This is a genomic window from Cupriavidus sp. GW822-FHT02D05, from assembly GCF_058802485.1.
In genome coordinates this window covers 17,590-36,769 of record NZ_JBXAOE010000006.1, presented here as the reverse complement: position 1 = coordinate 36,769, position 19,180 = coordinate 17,590, and the positions used below count along the sequence as shown (strand labels likewise).

Sequence of the window (19,180 nt, the reverse complement as noted above, 5' to 3'; positions counted from 1 at the left end):
CGTCGAGCCGGACTCGCAGGGCAGATACCACGGTCGACCGGATCATGATCCTTGCATCGAGTGCCACTTGCCCTAGGGATGTCCTGTAAGCCCGAGGCCTTGCGCATCCCCCAGTGCGCAAGGCCCCGTTACTCTTCACATGCGCGATGCCGACCCACCTGCAGCCGAGCCTCACCTATGAAACCTATTGACAGCCAGCCCTATCCAGACTGGAACTTGCTCTCGACATGGGTCGCCGTCTTCGAGGCTGAGGCCGTCTCGGAAGCAGCGCGCAGGCTGGGTGTCTCGCAGGGAACCATCTCCCAACGCGTCAAGCAACTGGAAGCCACGCTCAACACGACGCTTCTCGATCGCACCACACGGCCGGCACGCGCAACCCTCGCCGGAGAGCGCCTGTATCAGGACGCGGCCGGCTTACTGCACCAGCTCGCGCAGATGAGCGAAAACGTGCGCGGCGAAGGACGAGCCAAGCGCAGCATCGTCAGGATAGGGTGTATCGATTCCTTCGCCGCCTCGGTCGGTCCGACACTCTTTAAGGGACTATCTGGCGCATCACGCCAGATCAGGCTGTGGTCGGGCATCACTCCCACGCTGGAGGCCCAGTTCGAAGCCCGTCAGCTCGACATCGCCATCACCACCAGCGGCCGGGTGCAGCAAGAGGGCATGCGCCGCTCGCTGCTGTTCTCCGAACCCTACTACGTGCTGCTGCCATTCGCCTTCGACCCGGGCCAACCCTGCTCTCTGAGCGATTTGAGCCGGCGCCTGCCCTTGATCCGATACAGTGCCCGCTCACACATCGGCCAGCAAATCGAGGGCTATCTGCAGGACATGGGAGACATCATCGAACAGACCTGCGAATTCGATGCCTCCGACCCTCTGCTCAGCCTGGTCGCGGCCGGTGTTGGATTTGCGATCTCGACACCGATGTGTGTCTGGCAATCGCGCCACTCGGCGCAGGGACTGCGGGTGCTGCCACTGAGCCGCTTCCGGCCGCGCCAGGCTGCTTACCCGGCGCTGACCCGAAGCTTCTACATGATGCACCGCGAGGACGAACTGGGACGACTGCCTTTGGAAGCCGAACGCATCATACGACAGGCAATGCACAAGCAATTGGCACCCCAGATGGCCGAACTCCTGGGCTTGCACACCCACGAGATCTGGAATGACGACATAGCTTCAAGATTGGGACGATCGCCGACCTGATCTAGTACACGGTTGCCGCAATGAATCAATGATCGAGCGCGTCGGCAACCGCGCGCTGGAAACTCACCGGCGCCCATTCTTGCCATATCGATCGAGATCGGAAGTTGCCACGCTGAAAGCGTATCAGGCACGCGAAGCCTGTGGCCGTTGCGTCGGACCGACGTGTTGTGTTGGTACCCCGGCAAAACATTCACGTTCGTGAAAGAATACATTTTCCCCGGCCGCATGCAGCCGTGCCGCGAAATCCCAGCGACCCGCTCTTTAATACGACATAGTGACGCCTGGGCTCGACTCAGGCCGCAGTTCAGGCACACCTCGAACACACCGAACGCTACCTTGTTCCTCCTCGCGCTGGCGAGCCTTAACGGATACCGCACCAAATTTTCGCCAATATTTGAGCGAAATTATCGAAATAATGTGCTAACGTCCGATTTCGAGTAAATTTATCGATCCGATTTTACGCATTCATCGTGGACCCCGCGTCCAGCCGGTGCGAGCGATGAAGCACTCTCATATCGTGACGAACCCGTTGCTTCTCCCCGCTCATAGATGGGGAGAAGGGTCTGAACGTCCAAACCTTGACGAGGGTCTTGATGAGCATTTTTGATCGCATCGATCCAGAAATCGCACCCACGGTGGCGGCGATGCCAGATTTCGATATTGCGGATATGACGCGCGCGCGCCTCGAATATCACGCAATGGTTGACGCTATGCCGGTTCCGTCAGACCCGCGTGTATCGGTGCGCGATATGACCGTGCCCGGTCGGGGCGATCACCCGCCAGTGCGGATTCGCGTCTTTGCCCCGACCGAAGCGTGCGCTGCGCCGTTACCTGCTATCTGCTGGATCCATGGCGGGGGCTACGTACTCAATAGCAAATTGCTGGACGATGCGATCTGCCAGCACCTTGTCATCGCTCACCAATGTCTGGTCGCATCGGTCGCTTGGCGTCTCGCACCAGAACATCCATTTCCGGCGGCCACAGAGGATTGCTACGGGGTGTTGGCCTGGATGGCGTCGGATGCCGGCGGACTGGGTATCGATACCCGCCGCTTAGTTGTCGCGGGGCAAAGCTCAGGCGGCGGCTCGGCCGCGGGAGTTGCGCTGCTCGTGCGCGACAGGAAAGAATTCTCGATCGCGCACCAAATGCTAATCTATCCAATGCTCGACGATCGCAACGACACGCCTTCCGCGCACCTCGTCACAGATGCGAAGGTGTGGAACCGGCGCAAGAATGCTATCGCTTGGCGGGCTTACCTTGGTGAACGTGCAGCCGATGCACCGGTGTCGCCCTATGCAGCGCCAGCACGCATGGTGGACTTGACGGGATCTGTGCCCGCTTCAATCCTGACCGGCGAGCTGGATTTGTTCCGGGACGAAAACATCGACTATGCGACGCGGTTGATGGCTGCCGGTGTCCCGACCGAGTTGCACGTCTACCCCGCGGCGCCGCACGGGTTCGACCAGATTTGCCCAAATGCCACGGTCAGCCAGCGTTTCATCGCTGACCGCGACGCGATCCTGCGTCGGGTTTTCGCGGCAACGGCCGGCTGACGTTATGCTTGCCTGGTGGAAATTCTGATAACAGCCGAGCGCGGCGGCACCGGCCGTCTCGAGCGTTGAGTCTATGCACGGACAACAAGAACCTCAGCCGCGCAAGCGCTCGTCTAGGCCTCTGCCCATTCCTGCATCGAGGAGATCCCATGACGACAAAGAAGGTGCGCCGAGAGGTAATACTCAGCGATCTCGACCGGGCGATACTGGATGTGCTGACGCGCGATCCACATGCGAGCGTCCGGTCCGTTGCTGACGCAACCGGTGCAGCGGTTTCGCAGGTCGCGCCACGGATACGAGCGCTCGACCAGCGCGAGGCGTCTTGGATTTTCGCGGTATTGGATCTCAAGGCCTCAGGTCAGTTGCTGTCCTTCATCCTGCTCGACGTGCGCGGCCGCTCCATTGACGCGGTCGTCGCGGAAATCACACCGATGCAAGAGGTGTTGCTGATCAGCACGCTGATGGGCGGCTCGCGTGACCTGCTGATCCTGGTGCGATTCACAACCGTGGATGCACTGCACGAAATAGCCTCGAATCGCATCGGCACCATCCGGGGTGTCTTCCATTCAATTGTGTCGATTGTCCTCGATACACCGCGCTTCTCTCCACGCTACGTGATGTACTCAACTGATCTGCTGATGGAGCGCAGCGTGGAAGCGGCAATGGACAACCTGGAGCGCGAGTTGCCCGACGGGACGTTCGACGAAGTGGACAAGCAAATTGTCGCGGAACTCCAGCACAATGCGCGTCAGTCGATCAATGCCATCGCACGCAAGTACGGGATTAATCCCAGCACGATCCGTTACAGGATCCGCAATTTGGAAAGCCGTGGACTGATGCGGTTTATTACGGTACTCAATCCTGTCTCGGTCGGACTGCACTCGTTCGCACTGGTCGAGATCGAACCCGAGGCAAATCGTCTGGGCGAGGTCGTCGGAAGGCTGCGCGACCGTCCGTGGCTGCCGCAGATCTTTGTGACCACCGGCCCGGCGCCGATCAAGGGCATCATTCAGGCCCGCAGCATGGAGGCGATCACGCGCATCAAGAGCGAAGAACTCACGGCGATCGAAGGCATCGTGAGCGTGAACGTATTTACTCTTGTCAACACGTATAAGATGGACACTCGCTGGGCTCAGCAATACACCTGATGTGCTCCGGCCATCTCTTCCCGGCGATCGGTCCGGAGTTTGGCAGCCCTGGCATCTTCGCTCGTAGAATTCCGGAAGATCGCGCCAGTGCGCACCCGACCACAGCACCTGCAGATGTCAACCCGCGAATTGGAAATTCTTCAGCCCCGCCTGCTCCGGATCGCGCATTGGACGCTCAACGAGCCTTCACTCGCTCCACCTCCCTAGATGGAACGTAATGAACCAGTGAACAGCACTGTAGGGAGTCATGAATGCAGATCAGTCCCAATGCTCAGTCAGAGATAAGGTCTAGTTCCCAGGGAGGCAACTACACACATGCTTATCTGTTACTCTGATGCTATCGATTAACTAGTACTGTATGTCGAGCAAACGAGATTGCACTATGTTTGCGCTGCTCTCTATGTTGCTGGATTGTGAGAGCCGACGGCGCGGAATTCCCGAAGCCGGCAAGGCAACGCACGTCGCGAAAGAGAATCGACGACGGTTCCTACGATATGAACAGCGGCGCATCTGGCTGCAAGCACCTCAGTTTCGATCGCCGCCCCGGCATCGCGACGACGGCCGACCGGATGCTGGGCAATTCGCTCCGACAGGGACAGTCCGAGGGAAGCGCTCAGCCCGGTGGGCGTATCACTAATTGATATCTGGAGACTGGATCGTGCAGCGTAAATTGGACGGAAAAGTCGCACTCGTCACCGGCGCGGCACAAGGAATTGGCGCCGCCTGCGCGTCGCGCCTGGCGGCCGAAGGCGCGGTTGTGGTGGTCGCCGATCTCAGCGAGGACGCAGGCCGGTCGACCGCCGCCAAGATCAACGCGACCGGCGGGCGGGCGGTTTTCATGGCACTCGACGTGACGCAGGAGTCGGCTTGGATAGCCCTGATCGCTCAGGTGCGAGCCGATCATGGTGCGCTGCACATCCTGCTCAACAACGCCGGAATTGGCCGCCCAGCCCCACTCACGGAAATGAGCTACGAAGCCTTCCGCATGCAATTCGCGGTGAATCTTGATGGCATGTTCCTTGGCATGAAGCACGCAATCCCGCTCATTGAAGCCAGTGGTGGCGGCACAATCATCAACATTTCGTCAACGGCCTCAAAGAAGGTGTATGCCAACATGTCGGCCTACTGCGCCAGCAAGGCGGGCGTGGCGCAACTGACGAAAGTCGCGGCGCTTGAATGCGCGCAGAATCGGACCGGAATCCGCGTAAATTCGATCCACCCCGGAATTGTCGAGACACCGGCGTGGGGCCACTTGGGTGCGCTTGAAGGCGGGGATGCGACGACGGCGCTAGATCTCGACGCGATGACCGCAGCGACCGTCCCGTTAGGCTACAAGGCGATGCCTGACGACATCGCGAATGCGGTGCTGTTCCTCGCAAGCGACGACAACCGCTACATCACCGGTACGGAGCTTATCGTTGATGGAGGCCAGGTCTTGCTGTGATCTTGGTCCGCAACGGCGAATCGGCATCGAATGGATACTGCCATTCGGCGAACACGTCAGCGACGACATCCTGCCGCGCTATCGCGCGTTGAGAAAATCTGGGCGTTCACAGAACAAAGCGAAGAAACAGCATAAAGCTCAGAATCGTCCGGGTCGGAATTTCTAATTCAAGAACAGGGAAATGGTATGAAGATTGGAATAATTGGGGCCGGACTAATCGGCACCAACCTTGCGAAGAAGTGGACAGCCGCGGGGCATTCAGTTCTTATTTCCAGTGAGCGAGGCCAGAAAGCGCTTGCTGATCTCGCTCGAGAGACAGGTGCAACGGCGGTGTCCGTTGCGGACGCAGTCAAAGACGTTGACGTCATCGTCACCACAATCCCACTTCACGCGATTCCCACGCTACCAAAGGATCTGTTCGACGGCGCATCCAGCAATGTAGTGCTGGTTGACACTTCGAACTATTTTCCAGCCCGTGACAGGATCATTCCTGCCATCGAGAATGGCATGGTGGAAAGTGTTTGGGTGTCCGCGCAAATAGGGCGCCCGATCGTCAAAGCATTCAACAACATGCTGGCCTACAGCCAGGCGCACGAGGGAAGGCCAGCAGGTACGCCGGACCGACTTGCTTTGTCGGTTTACGGCGGTGATGCGAACGCAAAGAAGATGGTCATAGGCTTGGTCGATGATATCGGCTTTGACGGATTTGATGCAGGGATGTTGTCTGAATCGTGGCGGCAGCAACCGGGCACGCCAGCGTACTGCACCGATCTGACTGCTGCGGAACTGAAAGACGCGCTCAGCAGAGCCGTCAAAGAGAGATCATCCAAGCTTCGTGATCTCTCGCTCAAGAAGCTGGAGGACTTCGGCGAAGGTTTCCTCGCGGCGCTAAGTAAGGGGGAGTACACGCTTGGTTACACCAGTAAGGATGTCGTACGGATTTACCGTGGTCTCGAAGCGGAGCAACTCGCGGATTGATATGGGCGATCGCAAGCGGGATGTGGTTTCCTCACTCTGTTGATGAGCACGACCCGCAAGCTGCGGCTGGGGCCGCTCCCGGAAACGGAGTCTAAGAAGCTGACCTTTTGCAAGCCCGGCCAGCCTAAAGGCTGACCTCGCCCACCATGCGGCACTGCATTTCCACTCATGTCCGCTTGATATTGCGGCAAGGGATATCCCGAAATCCATCCGCGAGGTTCGTGCTCTAGTTAATCGCGTATTCGCATGCTTGCAGTGACAGACCTCCCCTGTGTCCAGAAACTCGACAGAAGTACCGTTGGGTTCATTACATAGGTCGCCTTCGAAGCAAAACTGCCGCAGAAAGTAGCGCGTACGTAGGCGTGCAGCTTGGGTGGCAGCGTCACTACGTTGGGTATACTCATGCCAATCCAGATCGCTTTGGCGCCGAGCACACCCCGGCTGGTTGCATCGCCTGTATGGGCGTTCGCACTCATCCTCGATGGCACCAAGTACCCGCCGGAATGGAATCGCAAGCTTGGCGTCGAACGCAACTGCTTGCGCTCGAAGGGTCTGCTCGTGTGCACGTAGAGCGGCCTGCGCACCCACGTCTCTCGTCATCCGGGACGTATGTGCTCAATCTACCTCATCCAGATCCAATCCCCCGGTGAAAAGCTGGCTCCCTCACAACAGCGCAGCGCATCAACCATTTAACTCTCGCCGAGCTCAGCAAGAGCTATTTTGCATCTCCGGTGCGATAGACGTGCTCAGTCGAGTCACGTAGTGCCACGGACAGATCAAAAAGCCGGCATAGGCAAGACCGAAAGCGTTCATGGACACGTGAGACGCCCGCAGCCTGCAATCCCAAAGGTAAGATTTCGATGCGACCTTCGACGTGACCGACAAGGATCCCGCGAACAGGCGGAGAGAGACAATGAACAATACTTACGATGTCGTTATCGCAGGTTCCGGCATGGCTGCGATGACGGCCGCTGCGCGAGCTCACGATCTCGGTCTGAGTGTCATCCTGCTGGAAAAGGCTCACAAATATGGAGGCAGTTCGGCAACCTCCGGTGGGGTACTCTGGATTCCCAATCATGGCCTCAGCACCGGCGACAGCCGGGAAGAGGCATTGCAATATATTCGGGGCACTACACAGGGGCATGTTCGCTCGGAGCGGCTGGAGGCATTCATTGATGGGGGCGCTAGCGCCGTGAAATACCTCACCTCGCTCGGACTCCCGCTCGCCATCACGCCCTGGCCGGACTACTTCTCCGAACTTCCTGGCGCCCGATTCGACCGATCGCTTATATGTCCTATGTATGACGGGGCCGAATTAGGCCAAGAGTTCCATCTCATGCGCGAGCAGTTCACTCGCTTCAAATTGTTCAATCGCTATACGATGGACTTCCAGGAGGCGTTTGGCATTAGCAGCAAGACACCCGGTTGGATTGGCCAGTTGGGACGTGTCATTGGACGGTATTGGACCGACATCACGACCCGCCGAGTTACTCGCCGTGATCGGCTGCTCAGCCTCGGGGGCTCCATCATTGGTCGGCTCCGCAAGAAGCTGATGGATAGAGGTATCGAGATTAGGCTGGGTGTTGCAGCAAAGTCCTTTGTCCAGCATAACGGGCGCGTCGTAGGCGTAGAAGTTGAGCAATTCGGCCAACGCTCAACTATCCACGCGCGCCGAGCCGTGATCGTCTGTGCTGGCGGCTTCGAATGGAACCAAGCTCTCCGTGAAAGATTTTTCACTGTTCCAGGTGACACACGGTGGAGCAACACGCCGGAAGAAGGCAATCGTGGAGACCTCTTGCGTGCTGGCATGGTCATTGGGGCAGACGTTGAGTTCATGGAAACGGGATGGTGGTGCCCCTCCATGTCAAAGCCCATTCCGGGCGCATCCAACTTCGACGAAATCCACATGGTTGTCTTCGACCATGGCCGTCCTCACAGCGTCTGCGTCAATCGGAACGGCGATCGATTCGTCAATGAGGCATGCAGCTACGACCGATTTGGCAATGCAATGGTACAGGACCAGTTGAAGACGGGGGCCAACGCGCCCTGCTGGTTGATCTTCGATGCGCAGTTTCGCCGCAAATTTCCAGCAGGGGGCTACATGCCTTCGCAGATCGAGCCAGATTCGCGGATTCCTGTTGACCACTGGGATCACTATCTATTCCGTGCTCAGACCGTCGCTGAGCTCGCCGCCAAGATTAACGTTAATGCGCAAAAACTTCAGGCGACAGTCATGCGGATGAATCATTACGCCACGACGGGTATCGACATCGAGTTCGGGCGAGGCAGATCCGACTATGATCGAACGTTCGGAGACCCCAAGGTGGAGCCCAATCCTTGCCTCGGCTCCATCGGGGAGGCACCGTTCTACGCCCTCCCCGTCAATCTTGGCGATATCGGAACTAAAGGCGGATTAAAGGCCGATGAGCACGGGCGTGTGTTGAACACCGCCGGCAGCCCGATCCCTGGGCTGTATGCGGCTGGCAACGCATCCGCCTCGCCTTTCGGAAACTGCTATCCGGGTGCAGGTGGCACACTGGGGCCGGCCGTGGTCTTTGGCTTTCTGGCAGCCAATCACATCGCTGCCTCGTCAGCGTCGCTCGGCGCTGCGGCACTCGCCACCACTAGCTCGTCCGGATGCGTGCCTTTCCTGTCTAGCTGAAACTGAAACACGTCTTAGCGACGGGGTTTGCCGATCCCCACACATTCGAGGAGAAGACAAGTGAGCGACGTCGCTGCAACCACCAGCATCATCAAGCGGAATGTGGGTTGAGCCTTGCCACTCTTGGACACCGAGGCCTGGCTGGTCCTGAGTTCAAGTGCTCCAAGACGTGTATGCGGGCGTTCTCGATCGTTCCCATCCCGCCGCCGCTCGGGGCCTTGGCATCGAGAGGCCCTCAAGCTTGACTACCAGTTGGAGGAAACAAATGGCCTACGCGATCGCAGCACCTTGCGTCGCCGACTATTCCTGTGTCGAGATATGCCCCGTTGCCTGTATCAGTCCGGCCCCCTCGGACGAGGACTTCGGAGATGCCGAACAAATGTATATCAATCCCGACGTCTGCGTCAATTGTGGCGCCTGTGTTGGTGCATGCCCGGTACTGGCAATCTACGAAGAGGGCTGCCTTCCCCCGAAGTGGCAGCACTACGCGCAAGTCAATCGCGCATATTTCGCGAAAGGAGCGTAACCATGCCACCAACCGTGCGTATCGCGATCGTCGGCACCGGGCCTGCCGGTATCTACGCCCTCGGGCACCTGCTAGAAGAGCGGGGGCTGGAGGTGGAAGTCGATCTGTTCGAGCGCCTGCCAATGCCATGGGGACTGGTGCGCGCCGGCGTGGCACCCGACCACCCCGAGAAAAAACTTGTCGTCGATCGACTGTTCGATTTCTATCTAAAGCACCCCCGCGTACGTTTCATCGGTAATGTTGACATCGGTCGCGACATTCATCCCGCCGAACTGAGCGATTGGTATGACGCTGTGATCTACGCAAGCGGTGCTGATGGAGATACTCGCATGGGCATCCCCGGTGAAGAATTGCCGGGCTGTTGGTCAGCGCGGGAGTTTGTTGCCTTCTACAACGGTCATCCCGACTATCGCGATCTCCGTTTCGATCTTTCGAGCGAACGCGCCATTGTCGTCGGCAATGGGAACGTTGCCCTCGACGCTGCACGTATCCTCACGATGCCTGTGGCCGAACTGGAAAGGACAGACATCGCCGACCACGCCCTTGCGATTCTGCGTCGCAGCTCGATCCGCGAAGTCGTGGTACTCGGTCGCCGCAGCCATTTGCAAGGAGCCTTCCACAACCCCGAGCTCGAGGAACTTGAACACCTCGACCACGTGGATGTGCTACTCCAAGGGAATGAGCTGCCCGGCGATCATGAAGCCGTACTCGGTGGATCCGACTGGGAGACGCGCCGCAAAGTGCAAACCCTTCAGCGGCTAGCCGTACGCGAGCCAACCCCTGGCAACAAACGCATCGTGTTTCGTTTCCTCACTTCCCCCGTCGAGCTGCACGGCAACGGCAAGGTCGAGAGGATGCGAGTAGTGCGCAATCACCTTGAGCGCGACGAGCATGGCGGGCTTCAAGCGCGCCCGAGCAACGAAGAATCGACACTCAATGCCGGCTTGGTCCTGCGTGCTATCGGCTACCACGGCACCCCTGTCCTGGGCTTGCCTTTTGACGAACGGCTTGGGGTAATCCGCAATCGTCTTGGCCGTGTCTCCGACCATGACGGCGTCCTTCCCGGCGTATACGTAACGGGTTGGGCCAAACGTGGGTGTCGAGGCATCATCGGTAGCAACAAGAAGTGCGCCCGCGAAACAATCGACCTCCTGTTGGAGGACCTACGAGCAGGGCGACTAAAAAAACGCAGCCTGGACAAAGACAAAGCTATGGCCACGATCAGGAGGCGAAAGTCCGATCTCGTGTCGCGTGCAGGCTGGCAAACCATTGACCACCTCGAGCGTGAGGCAGGCAGAGCGCAGCATCGCCCACGAGTTAAGCTGACGGATAGCGCCACCATGCTGGCTCTGGCCGCAGAGGCGTGATCGCCCCCGGGCATCGGAGAACGAAAAATGTCTCACTCCAAGCCTACCTTCTGCCGCATTTGCGAACCGTATTGCCCCATCGTCGCCGAGCTCAACGACACTGGAAAAGTTATCAAGTTGCACCCCAACCCGGAGCATCCGAGCGGCGGTATCGCCTGCCACAAGGGTCTCTCCTACCTGGAAGTGCACAACGATCCCGACCGAGTGAAGTGGCCACTTAAGCGCCTCAACCCTCGCACGCAGCCGCGCGGCGACTTTGTGGAATCTGATTGGGACACCGCCATGGCGGAAATGGGCGCGAAGCTCAAAACCATTCGGGAAAGGTACGGGCCAAACGCCATCGCGTTCTACTTCGGCAACCCCTGATCGATGAGTGCACCCCCGTACTTCTCGGCAGTGGATTTCATGGATCGCATTGGCACCCAAATGCGTTTCAGCGGCAACACGCAGGATACTGCCAACAAGTTCGTCGGTGCTGCTGAGATATTCGGGTCGGCCAGCTCTATCATGGTGCCCGACTTGTACCACACCGACTATCTGCTCTGCCTGGGTACAAATCCCAAAGTCTCTCGTTGGACAACAGCCTCCATGCCCAACGGTGGTCTCGACGTGGTGAAGCGTATCAAGCAGCGAGGCGGGAAGGTACGTTTCGTCAACCCTCGGCAAATCGAGTCGTCCACCGAGGAAACGGGACCGACGCTGCTGATCAAGCCGGGAACAGATGTGTACTTCCTGGCGGCGCTATTGAACGAGATTCACGTCCAAGGTGGCTTCGACGAGGCCATGCTGACGAAACACGGCAAACATGTCGGCGAGATGAAACAGTTCATCCAGTGCTATCCGGCAGAGAAGGTTGCCCAAGTGACCGGCGTCGGCGCCAGCGAAATCCGGACTATCGCCGGCGAGATCATTGCCGCGAAGTCCGCCACGGTGCACATGGCAACCGGTCTAAACCAGAGCCGTCAGGGCATGCTGTGCTTCTGGCTAGTGGAGATGATCAATTTCGCTGGCGGAAATCTCGGCCGCCTGGGAGAAATGCACAAACCCGCTGGGTTGCTAAACGAGTTCCCGCCCAACGGGGCCACGCAGACCCTGGAGACGTCTGTCGGCACATTCCAAATTGCTGACCCGATGGGATTCGGCGTCCTCCCCGCCGTCATACTGCCGTCCCTGATCGAGAAAGGAGACGTCCGCGCCTTGGTGGTACTGGGCGGCAATCCTTTGATCACCGTGGGCGGTGAAGACGTTCTGCGCAAAGCGTGCGAGGGCCTCGACTTGATCGTGGCGGTGGACATCTACCGGTCGGCAACTGGTGAAATTTCGGACTACGTCCTGCCGGCCACCGACTGGTTGGAACGGATGGACATCAACATCCACGGCAACGCGATGCAGCCGATTCCGTATGTGCAATACGCAGATGCCATCGAGCCGCCAGCGTTCGGGCGTCGAAACGGCTGGCGGATCGTCCAGCGCCTAGCGCAAGCGATGGGTTTGCCCTCACCACTCGATCACAACCCGGAATTGACCGACGCTGTCGAACTCATCGACGGCATGCTGGCTACCAAGTGCCTTTCTATCAAAAAAATGCGCGCGCAACCTCATCAAACGGTCACATTCCCACAGGAACCGCGGGATGCGCTGTTCGACAAGTGCCTGCAGCACCCGGACAAGAGAATCGACTGCTGCCCAACCTCGTTCGCGAATGCGGGATTATTCCAGCGCTGCGACGCCATCTTCGCCGAGCTGCAACAGGAACCCGCCGACACGCTCAAACTGATCTCGTTGCGCACACGCTACATGCAAAACAGCTGGCTGACCAATATCGGAAAATTTCGGTGTGGCAGAGAGTGCGTCAACCCACTGCATATGAGCGAAACGGACGCTATTGCCCGCGGATTGCATGACGGTGACTCCATTTGCGTATTCAACGAATTCTGCACCATCGAGACACAGGTGAGAATAGACAGCGCTCTGCGCCCCAGCGTCGTCGCCATGAGCCACGGCTATGGCAACAAGGGCGCATACGGCCTCCGTCTCTCATCAGAGAAATCGGGGGTCGACTGCAACGCGTTGATGCCGGTTGGCACTGAGTATGAACCTCTGCGTTACAATTCGTGGCTGACCGAGGTGCCTGTTATCGTCGAACGCATCTCAAAGCCGGTTCGTTGAAGTCAGCTCCCCTCAAACGAGTTCAGCAGCCGTGCTGATGTTTGTTGTTCCCGTGTCGAGATCATCCTTATCGACAGTCCCTCGCTAAGAAGCTGGGACTTCGTCTATGCCGAACGGAGGTGTCAGTACTGGATCTGCTGGCATCTATGCCCTCTGGCACCTGCTTGAAGAGCAAGCGCTGGAAGTGGAAGCCGATCTGTTCAAGCGTCGGCCGATCCCATAGGAGAATAATGCAAGCTTGCCGGCGCCCTCATCGCCATTCAATCCGCCCAGCCGGCACGATCTCGCGGCTACCGTCCACTCAGCGCCGCTGTAGGCAGAACATCCAACGCATGCCCATGATGTCTTCCCTTTGGATACGATGCATTATCGCCTTTGTCCGTCATTTGGACTCCCCATCTCGCACATGACCTCGCTGGTCTCCCATTGCAGAGGCGCCTGGGTGCGCTGGTCATACACGGGGCTCGCTGTTCGGCTCGCGTGGCAGATTGTGGAAACGCAAATGCGTGATCCCCCGGGTCGTTGCCTCGGCACCACCGGAACAACCGCAGATGACTGTCGCCCACAACACCCCGAGTCCGGAGTGCCGGCCGGAGCAAACTCGCCCGCATCGGCAGACAAGGGTATCGGTAGATCCGCGGTTATCTTGTTACTTGCAACGGCGATCGACACAATCCTCTCTAAGGTACATGCAAGAGAGGAGCCATGCGCAGGAAATTGTCGTGGACTCCAAAAACGAATGGTGCCCTGAAGCGACACCTATCACGACTAGGTGGTATCACCGACACGATACCCGCGCCAGGTGGCTCGAGATTGACATTGCGAATGCGATCTGCCTCCCAATCTTGAAAATGCCATGTCTGAGATCGACGCTAAAGCCCCCCGCCAACTCGCCCCTGATGGGGCGCGATATCAAGGATACCCTCCCGTGACAAATGGACCTCTGCAAGGCCTAAAAGTAATCGAGTTTGCCGGCATCGGCCCCGGGCCATTCTGCGGCATGCTGCTCTCCGACATGGGAGCCGACATTCTCCGCATCGATCGCAAGGGCGTCGATGCCAGCCGTGACCGTTTCGAGGTCGACCGGCGCGGACGTCGCTCGGTCTCGCTCGACCTAAAGCGTCCCGAATCCGTGGCTGCCTGCCTGGCTCTGTGCGACAAGGCCGACATGCTATTCGAAGGCTACCGTCCAGGCGTGATGGAGCGGCTTGGCCTTGGCCCCGATGTGGTGCTGAAGCGCAACCCGCGCCTAGTCTATGGGCGCATGACCGGCTGGGGCCAGCACGGCCCATACGCGCAACGCGCCGGACATGACATCAACTATATCGCGATCACCGGAGCACTGGACGCGATCGGTACCAAGGACAAGCCAGTTCCACCGCTCAATTTGGTAGGCGACTACGGCGGTGGCGCGATGATGCTTGCCGTCGGCCTACTTGCAGCGGTACTTCATGCGCGCGCCACCGGGCAGGGCCAGGTGGTCGACGCGTCGATCAGCGACGGCACCAGCTTACTGACGACGATCTTCTACAAGCTTCGTGCGCTCGGCCAGTGGAAGGACCAGCGCGCTGCGAACCTCCTCGACGGCGGCGCGCCGTTCTACGATACCTACCAGTGCGCCGACGGTAGGTTCGTCTCCGTCGGAGCGATCGAGCCGCAGTTCTACGCCATGCTACTCGATAAAATGGGCCTAGCCGGCAAGCTGCCGCACGAGCAGATGGACCACGAGGCCTGGCCGGTAGTTAAAAGCACGTTCGCCGAGGTCTTCGCAAGCAAGACTCGCGACCAATGGGTCGAGATCATGGGTGATGCCGACACCTGCTTCGCGCCCGTTCTAACAGCGGACGAGGCGACGCAGGACCCGCACAACGTCGCCCGATCGACGTTTGTCGAGATCGATGGCGTCCGTCAGCCGGCTCCGGCGCCACGCTTCTCATCCACCCCGAGTGCGATCCAGGCTTCAGGCACGGGGGTGGCGGCTCGCAAGGTCTTGCAGGATTGGGGCTTGGCCCCTCTGCATGTCGATGAACTGACCGGGCCCGGGGCGGCCTGACAACAAGGCGGCGCCTCCCAGGGGGCGCCCTGCCCATTCACTGCCCAGTGAACGCTGCAGGCCGCTTTTGGCGAAAGGCAGCGACGCCCTCGGCAAAGTCCTTCGTCTGTCCGGCGAGGCGCTGATGGTGCCGCTCCACGGCCAGTGCCTCGGTGAGCGAATGGTCCAGCCCGAAGCGAATACCTTGGCGGATCAGCGCATAGGCCCGTGTCGGGCCTTTGGCAAGCCTGCGTACAAGTTCGAGTGACTCGGCCACCAGCGCGTCATCATCCACCACCTTGTAGACCATGCCCCAGGCTTCGGCGCGCTCGGCCTGGATCCGTTCGCCCAGCATCATCATCGCCTGTGCGCGGGCGCGACCGATCAGCCTAGGCAACAGCCAGCTGCTGCCGACATCCGGCACCAGGCCAATGTTCACGAAGGCTTGAAGGAAGTATGAAGATCGGGCCGCCAGCACGATATCACCGGCCAGTGCTAGTGCGCAACCAGCACCCACCGCAGGACCGTTGACTGCCGTCACGAAAGGCAACGGCAACGCGAGGAGGCGCTCGAGGATTGGGTTGTAATAGCGTTCTAACTTGGCCCCGATATCGCCGCTTGAGCCGTCGGCCGCGAGGTCGGCACCTGACGAGAACGCTCGCCCCGCACCGGTCAATAGCAGCACGCGTGCGGTGCCGCTGTCGCGCACGATATCCAGTGCGTTGATGACTTCATCCAGCATATCGGTACACAAGGCATTTAGCGATTGCGGCCGGTTAAGGACAAGCGTCACAACTCCCTCGTCTTCGTTCAGCTTGATGTGTTCGTATGCGTTCATGGTCTGCCTCTCGGTTGAATTGACGTGCAGGACGATTGTATTGACCGGCATCGCATTGACACTACCGCCACTCCGCAAAGGGATTTGCTTGTGCGAGCTTTTTTCATCCCAAGCCTGACCGGCCCGGCCGCGGCCCTCACGATACTCATGCTAACGACCGACAACTCTCAGCGCAGACAAAGACAAGCGAACGTTGCCTCCATTCGATAAATTAGAACCACGACCTTCATAGATGGAATCTCCGACAATGACGATGCGATTCAACGGCTTCGACGGCATCACGCTCGCCGCAAACGTGACAGGCGATCCCAGCAGTCCTCCAGTTCTGCTGCTGCCGGCCTTTGGCCAGACTCGCGCTGCCTGGTCGCGCGCTGCCAAAGCGCTGGCCGCGGCTGGCCGCTACGTCGTCACGCTCGACCTCCGAGGCCATGGCGACAGCGACTGGTCATCGCGACAACATTACGAACTAGGCGACCTAGTGCAGGACGTTACAGCTGTCATCGGGCAGTTGCCCTCTCGGCCAGCCGTAGTCGGTGCCGGGCTGGGCGGTCTGGCCGCCCTTGCCGCGATCGGCGAGCACACCGAGCCGATCGCCAGTGCGCTCGTGCTCGTCGACGCGGCTCCGCGCATGGCACGACAAGGGCTTGAACGCATGGCTAAGCTGATGACCATAGACTCTGCAGGTTTCACCAGCGTCGAGCAAGCCGCCGATGCAGTCGCGCCGTACCTGCTTCCGGGTGCGCGTCCAAGCACGGATGAAATGCAGCGCCACCTGCGGCGCGCCGACGACGGACGCTTCCGCTGGCATATCGATCCGGCCTACCGCGCCTTCACCGAAGATGCATCGGTGCGCCTGCCCGCCCTGCAACGGCTCACAGCGGCGGCGGCAGCGGTGAAAATTCCGACCATTCTCGTGCGCGGGGAAGGAAGTGCGACGGTGGATCAGGATAGCGTCATTGCCTTTCGCGAATTGGTCCCGCACGCGGAATGCGCCGACCTTGCCGGCGTCGGCAGCGCGATCGTAGGCGATTGCAACGATGCCTTCGACGCAACCATCCTCGAGTTCCTCGAGCGTGTCGTCCCGAGACCGAGTTCTCGCCCGCAGAGTGGAATCGAGCCCCGCTTGCTCCGAGATGCGCTCGGCTGCTTCGCCACCGGCGTCACGGTCATCACTACCACGACAGCCCAAGGCGAGCCCGTTGGCTTCACTGCCAACTCGTTCACCTCGGTCTCACTCGACCCGCCGCTGGTGCTGTTCTGCGTGAAGCGGGCTTCCCCCAGTGTGGCAGCGTTGCGCGCGCATGGCGCCTTTGCGGTTAACCTCCTGCACATCGGCCAGCAGGCGATATCGACCGCATTCGCGTCCAAGATCGTAGACCGCTTCGCGGGCCTCAACTGCGAGGGCTGGAGCCTACGGGTACCCATTATTCAGAATGCGATGGCCAATTTCGAGTGCTCGATCGAGGAGATGCACGAAGGGGGGGATCACCTAATCGTCGTCGGGCGCGTGTCACGCGTGCACTTCGATCCCGCGCGCGATCCCCTGCTATTCCTGCAGGGTAAGTACCGGCGCGTGCATGTGGCTCGGGAGGAACTGACATGACCAAAGCTAGCGCCATGCCAGCGCCAGTACGGACGAGCGTAGCCACGCTTGACTTTGTCCGATTGCAGACACTACCAGACCTGCTCGCGTACCATGCCGAGATCCGTCCGCACGATATTGCGCTCGACTTTGAGGGGCGCAGGACGTCCTACGCCGAGTTCCATCGCCGAACGAACCTTATAGCTGCGTCGTTGAGGCAGTTGCATCCAGAGTCTGGCCGCCGCATAGGTTACCTCGGCAAGAACTGCGACCGGTACTTCGAGCTGCTCTTCGCCGCCACGAAGGCCGGTCTCGTACTCGTGCCTCTGAATTGGCGTCTCGCGTCCGACGAATGGGCCTTTATCCTCAGCGATGCTCAGGTGACCCATCTCTTCGCAGATGATCACTTCGAAGCGCAGAGCCGGCGACTTGGCGAACGACTCGCGCTGGCCTCTGTACAGTCGCTTGCCAACGATGCGACCTGGGCCAAGCTGCTTGAGCCGAGCGACGCCACGATACTGCCCACACGCGTGGAAGCTCACGACGTGGCGCTCCAGATCTACACGTCCGGCACCACCGGCACTCCCAAAGGTGCGATGCTGACGCATGCCAATGTACTCGCGCTGCGCGAGCCTGGCTTGCAGGCGGGGCTTGCCTGGTTCCCGCGTGCCGGTGACGCCAGTCTCGTCGTGATGCCAGTGGCACACATCGCTGGCACCGCATACGGCCTCTTCGGGCTCCACAGCGGCGGTAGGCTCGTAATTGGAAGTGAATTCGACGCCGCCAAGGTTTGGGCCCTCCTCGCAAGCTCCGGCGCAACCCACATGCTCCTCGCGCCGACCGCGCTGCGCATGCTGCTCGAGCATCCGGCCGCGGCCACCACACCCGTACCAAAGCTCCGCTACCTCACCTACGGCGGTTCGCCGATCGCGCCGGCACTGCTCAAAGATGCGGTTGAGGCTCTGCGCTGCGGCTTTACACAGATGTACGGTATGACCGAGACGGCCGGGGGCATTGTGGCGCTGACGCCAGACGATCACAGGGAAGGAAAGCCACAGCGCCTCTCGTCCGCGGGACGCGCGATGCTCGGCGTCGAACTCGCGATCGTCGACCGTACCGGCACCCGAATGCCCACCGGTCAAGTCGGAGAGATCGTCGTGCGCTCACGCGCGGTGATGGCCGGCTACTGGCTGCGACCCGAAGCCACCACGGCAACAGTCGACGCCGATGGCTGGATGCGCACTGGCGACATTGGCGTGCTCGACGAGGACGGCTATCTCACCGTGGTCGACCGCGCCAAGGATACGATTGTATCCGGCGGCGAGAATGTCTACCCGCTAGAAGTCGAGAACGTGCTGTCTTGCCACCCAGACGTGGCCGACGTCGCGGTAATCGGGATTCCCTCCGAGCGGTGGGGAGAGGAGGTCAAGGCGGTCATCGTGCCCCGGCTCGGCGCCACGATCGACAGCGACCGTTTGATCGACTGGGCCCGCGAGCGTATCGCTGCGTACAAGGCTCCAAAGTCCATTGACATTGCCGATGCGCTCCCGCGCAACCCCAACGGAAAAATCCTTCGGCGCGTGCTGCGCGAACCTTACTGGCGAAGAGAGGTAAGGAACGTCGGCTGAGACAATGCACGAACCCATTCACCGGCATCGGCCACGTTCTGACAGATGCG

Annotated in this window: 13 protein-coding genes and 2 pseudogenes; 14 read left to right on the top strand and 1 reads right to left on the bottom strand. The window is 59.8% G+C overall.

Translation table 11 applies throughout. From position 1 onward, the window contains the following. The first annotated feature begins 177 nt into the window (after positions 1–177). The 12 genes and pseudogenes from AC1RQK_RS09630 (at position 178) to AC1RQK_RS09575 (ending at position 15,103) form a co-directional block, all read left to right on the top strand. The gene (locus tag AC1RQK_RS09630; RefSeq protein ID WP_492808733.1) at positions 178–1,203 is read left to right on the top strand and encodes a LysR family transcriptional regulator; all 1,026 of its coding nucleotides are present in this window, start codon (positions 178–180) and stop codon (positions 1,201–1,203) included. Positions 1,204–1,796: 593 nt separating this feature from the next. Next, on the top strand, positions 1,797–2,756 hold the full coding sequence (locus tag AC1RQK_RS09625) for an alpha/beta hydrolase (protein ID WP_492808731.1): 960 nt from the start codon (positions 1,797–1,799) through the stop codon (positions 2,754–2,756). Between the two features lie 149 nt (positions 2,757–2,905). After that, positions 2,906–3,904 carry an Lrp/AsnC family transcriptional regulator gene (locus AC1RQK_RS09620; protein WP_492808729.1) on the top strand — a complete coding sequence of 333 codons (999 nt, stop codon included), beginning with the start codon at positions 2,906–2,908 and terminating at the stop codon, positions 3,902–3,904. A gap of 658 nt (positions 3,905–4,562) precedes the next feature. After that, positions 4,563–5,348: an SDR family NAD(P)-dependent oxidoreductase gene (locus AC1RQK_RS09615; RefSeq protein ID WP_492808727.1), complete on the top strand. Its 786-nt coding sequence runs from the start codon at positions 4,563–4,565 to the stop codon at positions 5,346–5,348. A gap of 165 nt (positions 5,349–5,513) precedes the next feature. After that, positions 5,514–6,326: an NADPH-dependent F420 reductase gene (locus AC1RQK_RS09610; RefSeq protein ID WP_492809072.1), complete on the top strand. Its 813-nt coding sequence runs from the start codon at positions 5,514–5,516 to the stop codon at positions 6,324–6,326. Between the two features lie 42 nt (positions 6,327–6,368). Further along, positions 6,369–6,486: pseudogene (locus AC1RQK_RS09605) on the top strand (DUF2274 domain-containing protein); the annotation flags it as partial. A 753-nt stretch (positions 6,487–7,239) separates the two neighbouring features. Then, entirely contained in the window at positions 7,240–8,988 is a 1,749-nt protein-coding gene (locus tag AC1RQK_RS09600; protein ID WP_492808725.1) for an FAD-binding protein, read from the top strand. 265 nt (positions 8,989–9,253) lie between these two features. Beyond that, the gene (locus AC1RQK_RS09595) at positions 9,254–9,514 is read left to right on the top strand and encodes a 4Fe-4S dicluster domain-containing protein (protein ID WP_492808724.1); all 261 of its coding nucleotides are present in this window, start codon (positions 9,254–9,256) and stop codon (positions 9,512–9,514) included. 2 nt (positions 9,515–9,516) lie between these two features. Then, the gene (locus AC1RQK_RS09590; protein ID WP_492808722.1) at positions 9,517–10,881 is read left to right on the top strand and encodes an FAD-dependent oxidoreductase; all 1,365 of its coding nucleotides are present in this window, start codon (positions 9,517–9,519) and stop codon (positions 10,879–10,881) included. Positions 10,882–10,908: 27 nt separating this feature from the next. Beyond that, positions 10,909–12,351: pseudogene (locus AC1RQK_RS09585) on the top strand (molybdopterin-containing oxidoreductase family protein); the annotation flags it as partial. A 15-nt stretch (positions 12,352–12,366) separates the two neighbouring features. Continuing rightward, positions 12,367–13,050 carry a molybdopterin dinucleotide binding domain-containing protein gene (locus tag AC1RQK_RS09580; RefSeq protein ID WP_492809070.1) on the top strand — a complete coding sequence of 228 codons (684 nt, stop codon included), beginning with the start codon at positions 12,367–12,369 and terminating at the stop codon, positions 13,048–13,050. Positions 13,051–13,978: 928 nt separating this feature from the next. Further along, entirely contained in the window at positions 13,979–15,103 is a 1,125-nt protein-coding gene (locus tag AC1RQK_RS09575) for a CaiB/BaiF CoA transferase family protein (RefSeq protein ID WP_492808720.1), read from the top strand. A gap of 37 nt (positions 15,104–15,140) precedes the next feature. Here the strand turns inward: AC1RQK_RS09575 and AC1RQK_RS09570 are convergent, their stop codons facing one another. Beyond that, complete coding sequence (locus tag AC1RQK_RS09570; RefSeq protein ID WP_492808718.1) at positions 15,141–15,920, bottom strand: enoyl-CoA hydratase-related protein; 780 nt, start codon at positions 15,918–15,920, stop codon at positions 15,141–15,143. Positions 15,921–16,167: 247 nt separating this feature from the next. Here AC1RQK_RS09570 and AC1RQK_RS09565 point away from each other — a divergent pair, with 247 nt between their 5' ends. Continuing rightward, positions 16,168–17,523 (top strand): alpha/beta fold hydrolase, encoded by a 1,356-nt coding sequence (locus tag AC1RQK_RS09565; protein ID WP_492808716.1) that lies wholly within the window; start codon positions 16,168–16,170, stop codon positions 17,521–17,523. After that, on the top strand, positions 17,520–19,130 hold the full coding sequence (locus tag AC1RQK_RS09560; protein WP_492808715.1) for a long-chain-fatty-acid--CoA ligase: 1,611 nt from the start codon (positions 17,520–17,522) through the stop codon (positions 19,128–19,130). The genes AC1RQK_RS09565 and AC1RQK_RS09560 overlap by 4 nt, the downstream gene beginning before the upstream one ends. The last annotated feature ends 50 nt before the right edge of the window (positions 19,131–19,180 follow it).

What these genes read in the sequence shown, in the direction of transcription:
- AC1RQK_RS09590 (WP_492808722.1), top strand. Translation starts at nt 9,517, where the DNA reads ATGCCACCAACCGTGCGTATCGCGATCGTCGGCACCGGGCCTGCCGGT.
- AC1RQK_RS09570 (WP_492808718.1), bottom strand. Translation starts at nt 15,920, where the DNA reads ATGAACGCATACGAACACATCAAGCTGAACGAAGACGAGGGAGTTGTG.
- AC1RQK_RS09620 (WP_492808729.1), top strand. Translation starts at nt 2,906, where the DNA reads ATGACGACAAAGAAGGTGCGCCGAGAGGTAATACTCAGCGATCTCGAC.
- AC1RQK_RS09595 (WP_492808724.1), top strand. Translation starts at nt 9,254, where the DNA reads ATGGCCTACGCGATCGCAGCACCTTGCGTCGCCGACTATTCCTGTGTC.
- AC1RQK_RS09625 (WP_492808731.1), top strand. Translation starts at nt 1,797, where the DNA reads ATGAGCATTTTTGATCGCATCGATCCAGAAATCGCACCCACGGTGGCG.
- AC1RQK_RS09580 (WP_492809070.1), top strand. Translation starts at nt 12,367, where the DNA reads ATGGGTTTGCCCTCACCACTCGATCACAACCCGGAATTGACCGACGCT.
- AC1RQK_RS09565 (WP_492808716.1), top strand. Translation starts at nt 16,168, where the DNA reads ATGACGATGCGATTCAACGGCTTCGACGGCATCACGCTCGCCGCAAAC.
- AC1RQK_RS09600 (WP_492808725.1), top strand. Translation starts at nt 7,240, where the DNA reads ATGAACAATACTTACGATGTCGTTATCGCAGGTTCCGGCATGGCTGCG.
- AC1RQK_RS09560 (WP_492808715.1), top strand. Translation starts at nt 17,520, where the DNA reads ATGACCAAAGCTAGCGCCATGCCAGCGCCAGTACGGACGAGCGTAGCC.
- AC1RQK_RS09630 (WP_492808733.1), top strand. Translation starts at nt 178, where the DNA reads ATGAAACCTATTGACAGCCAGCCCTATCCAGACTGGAACTTGCTCTCG.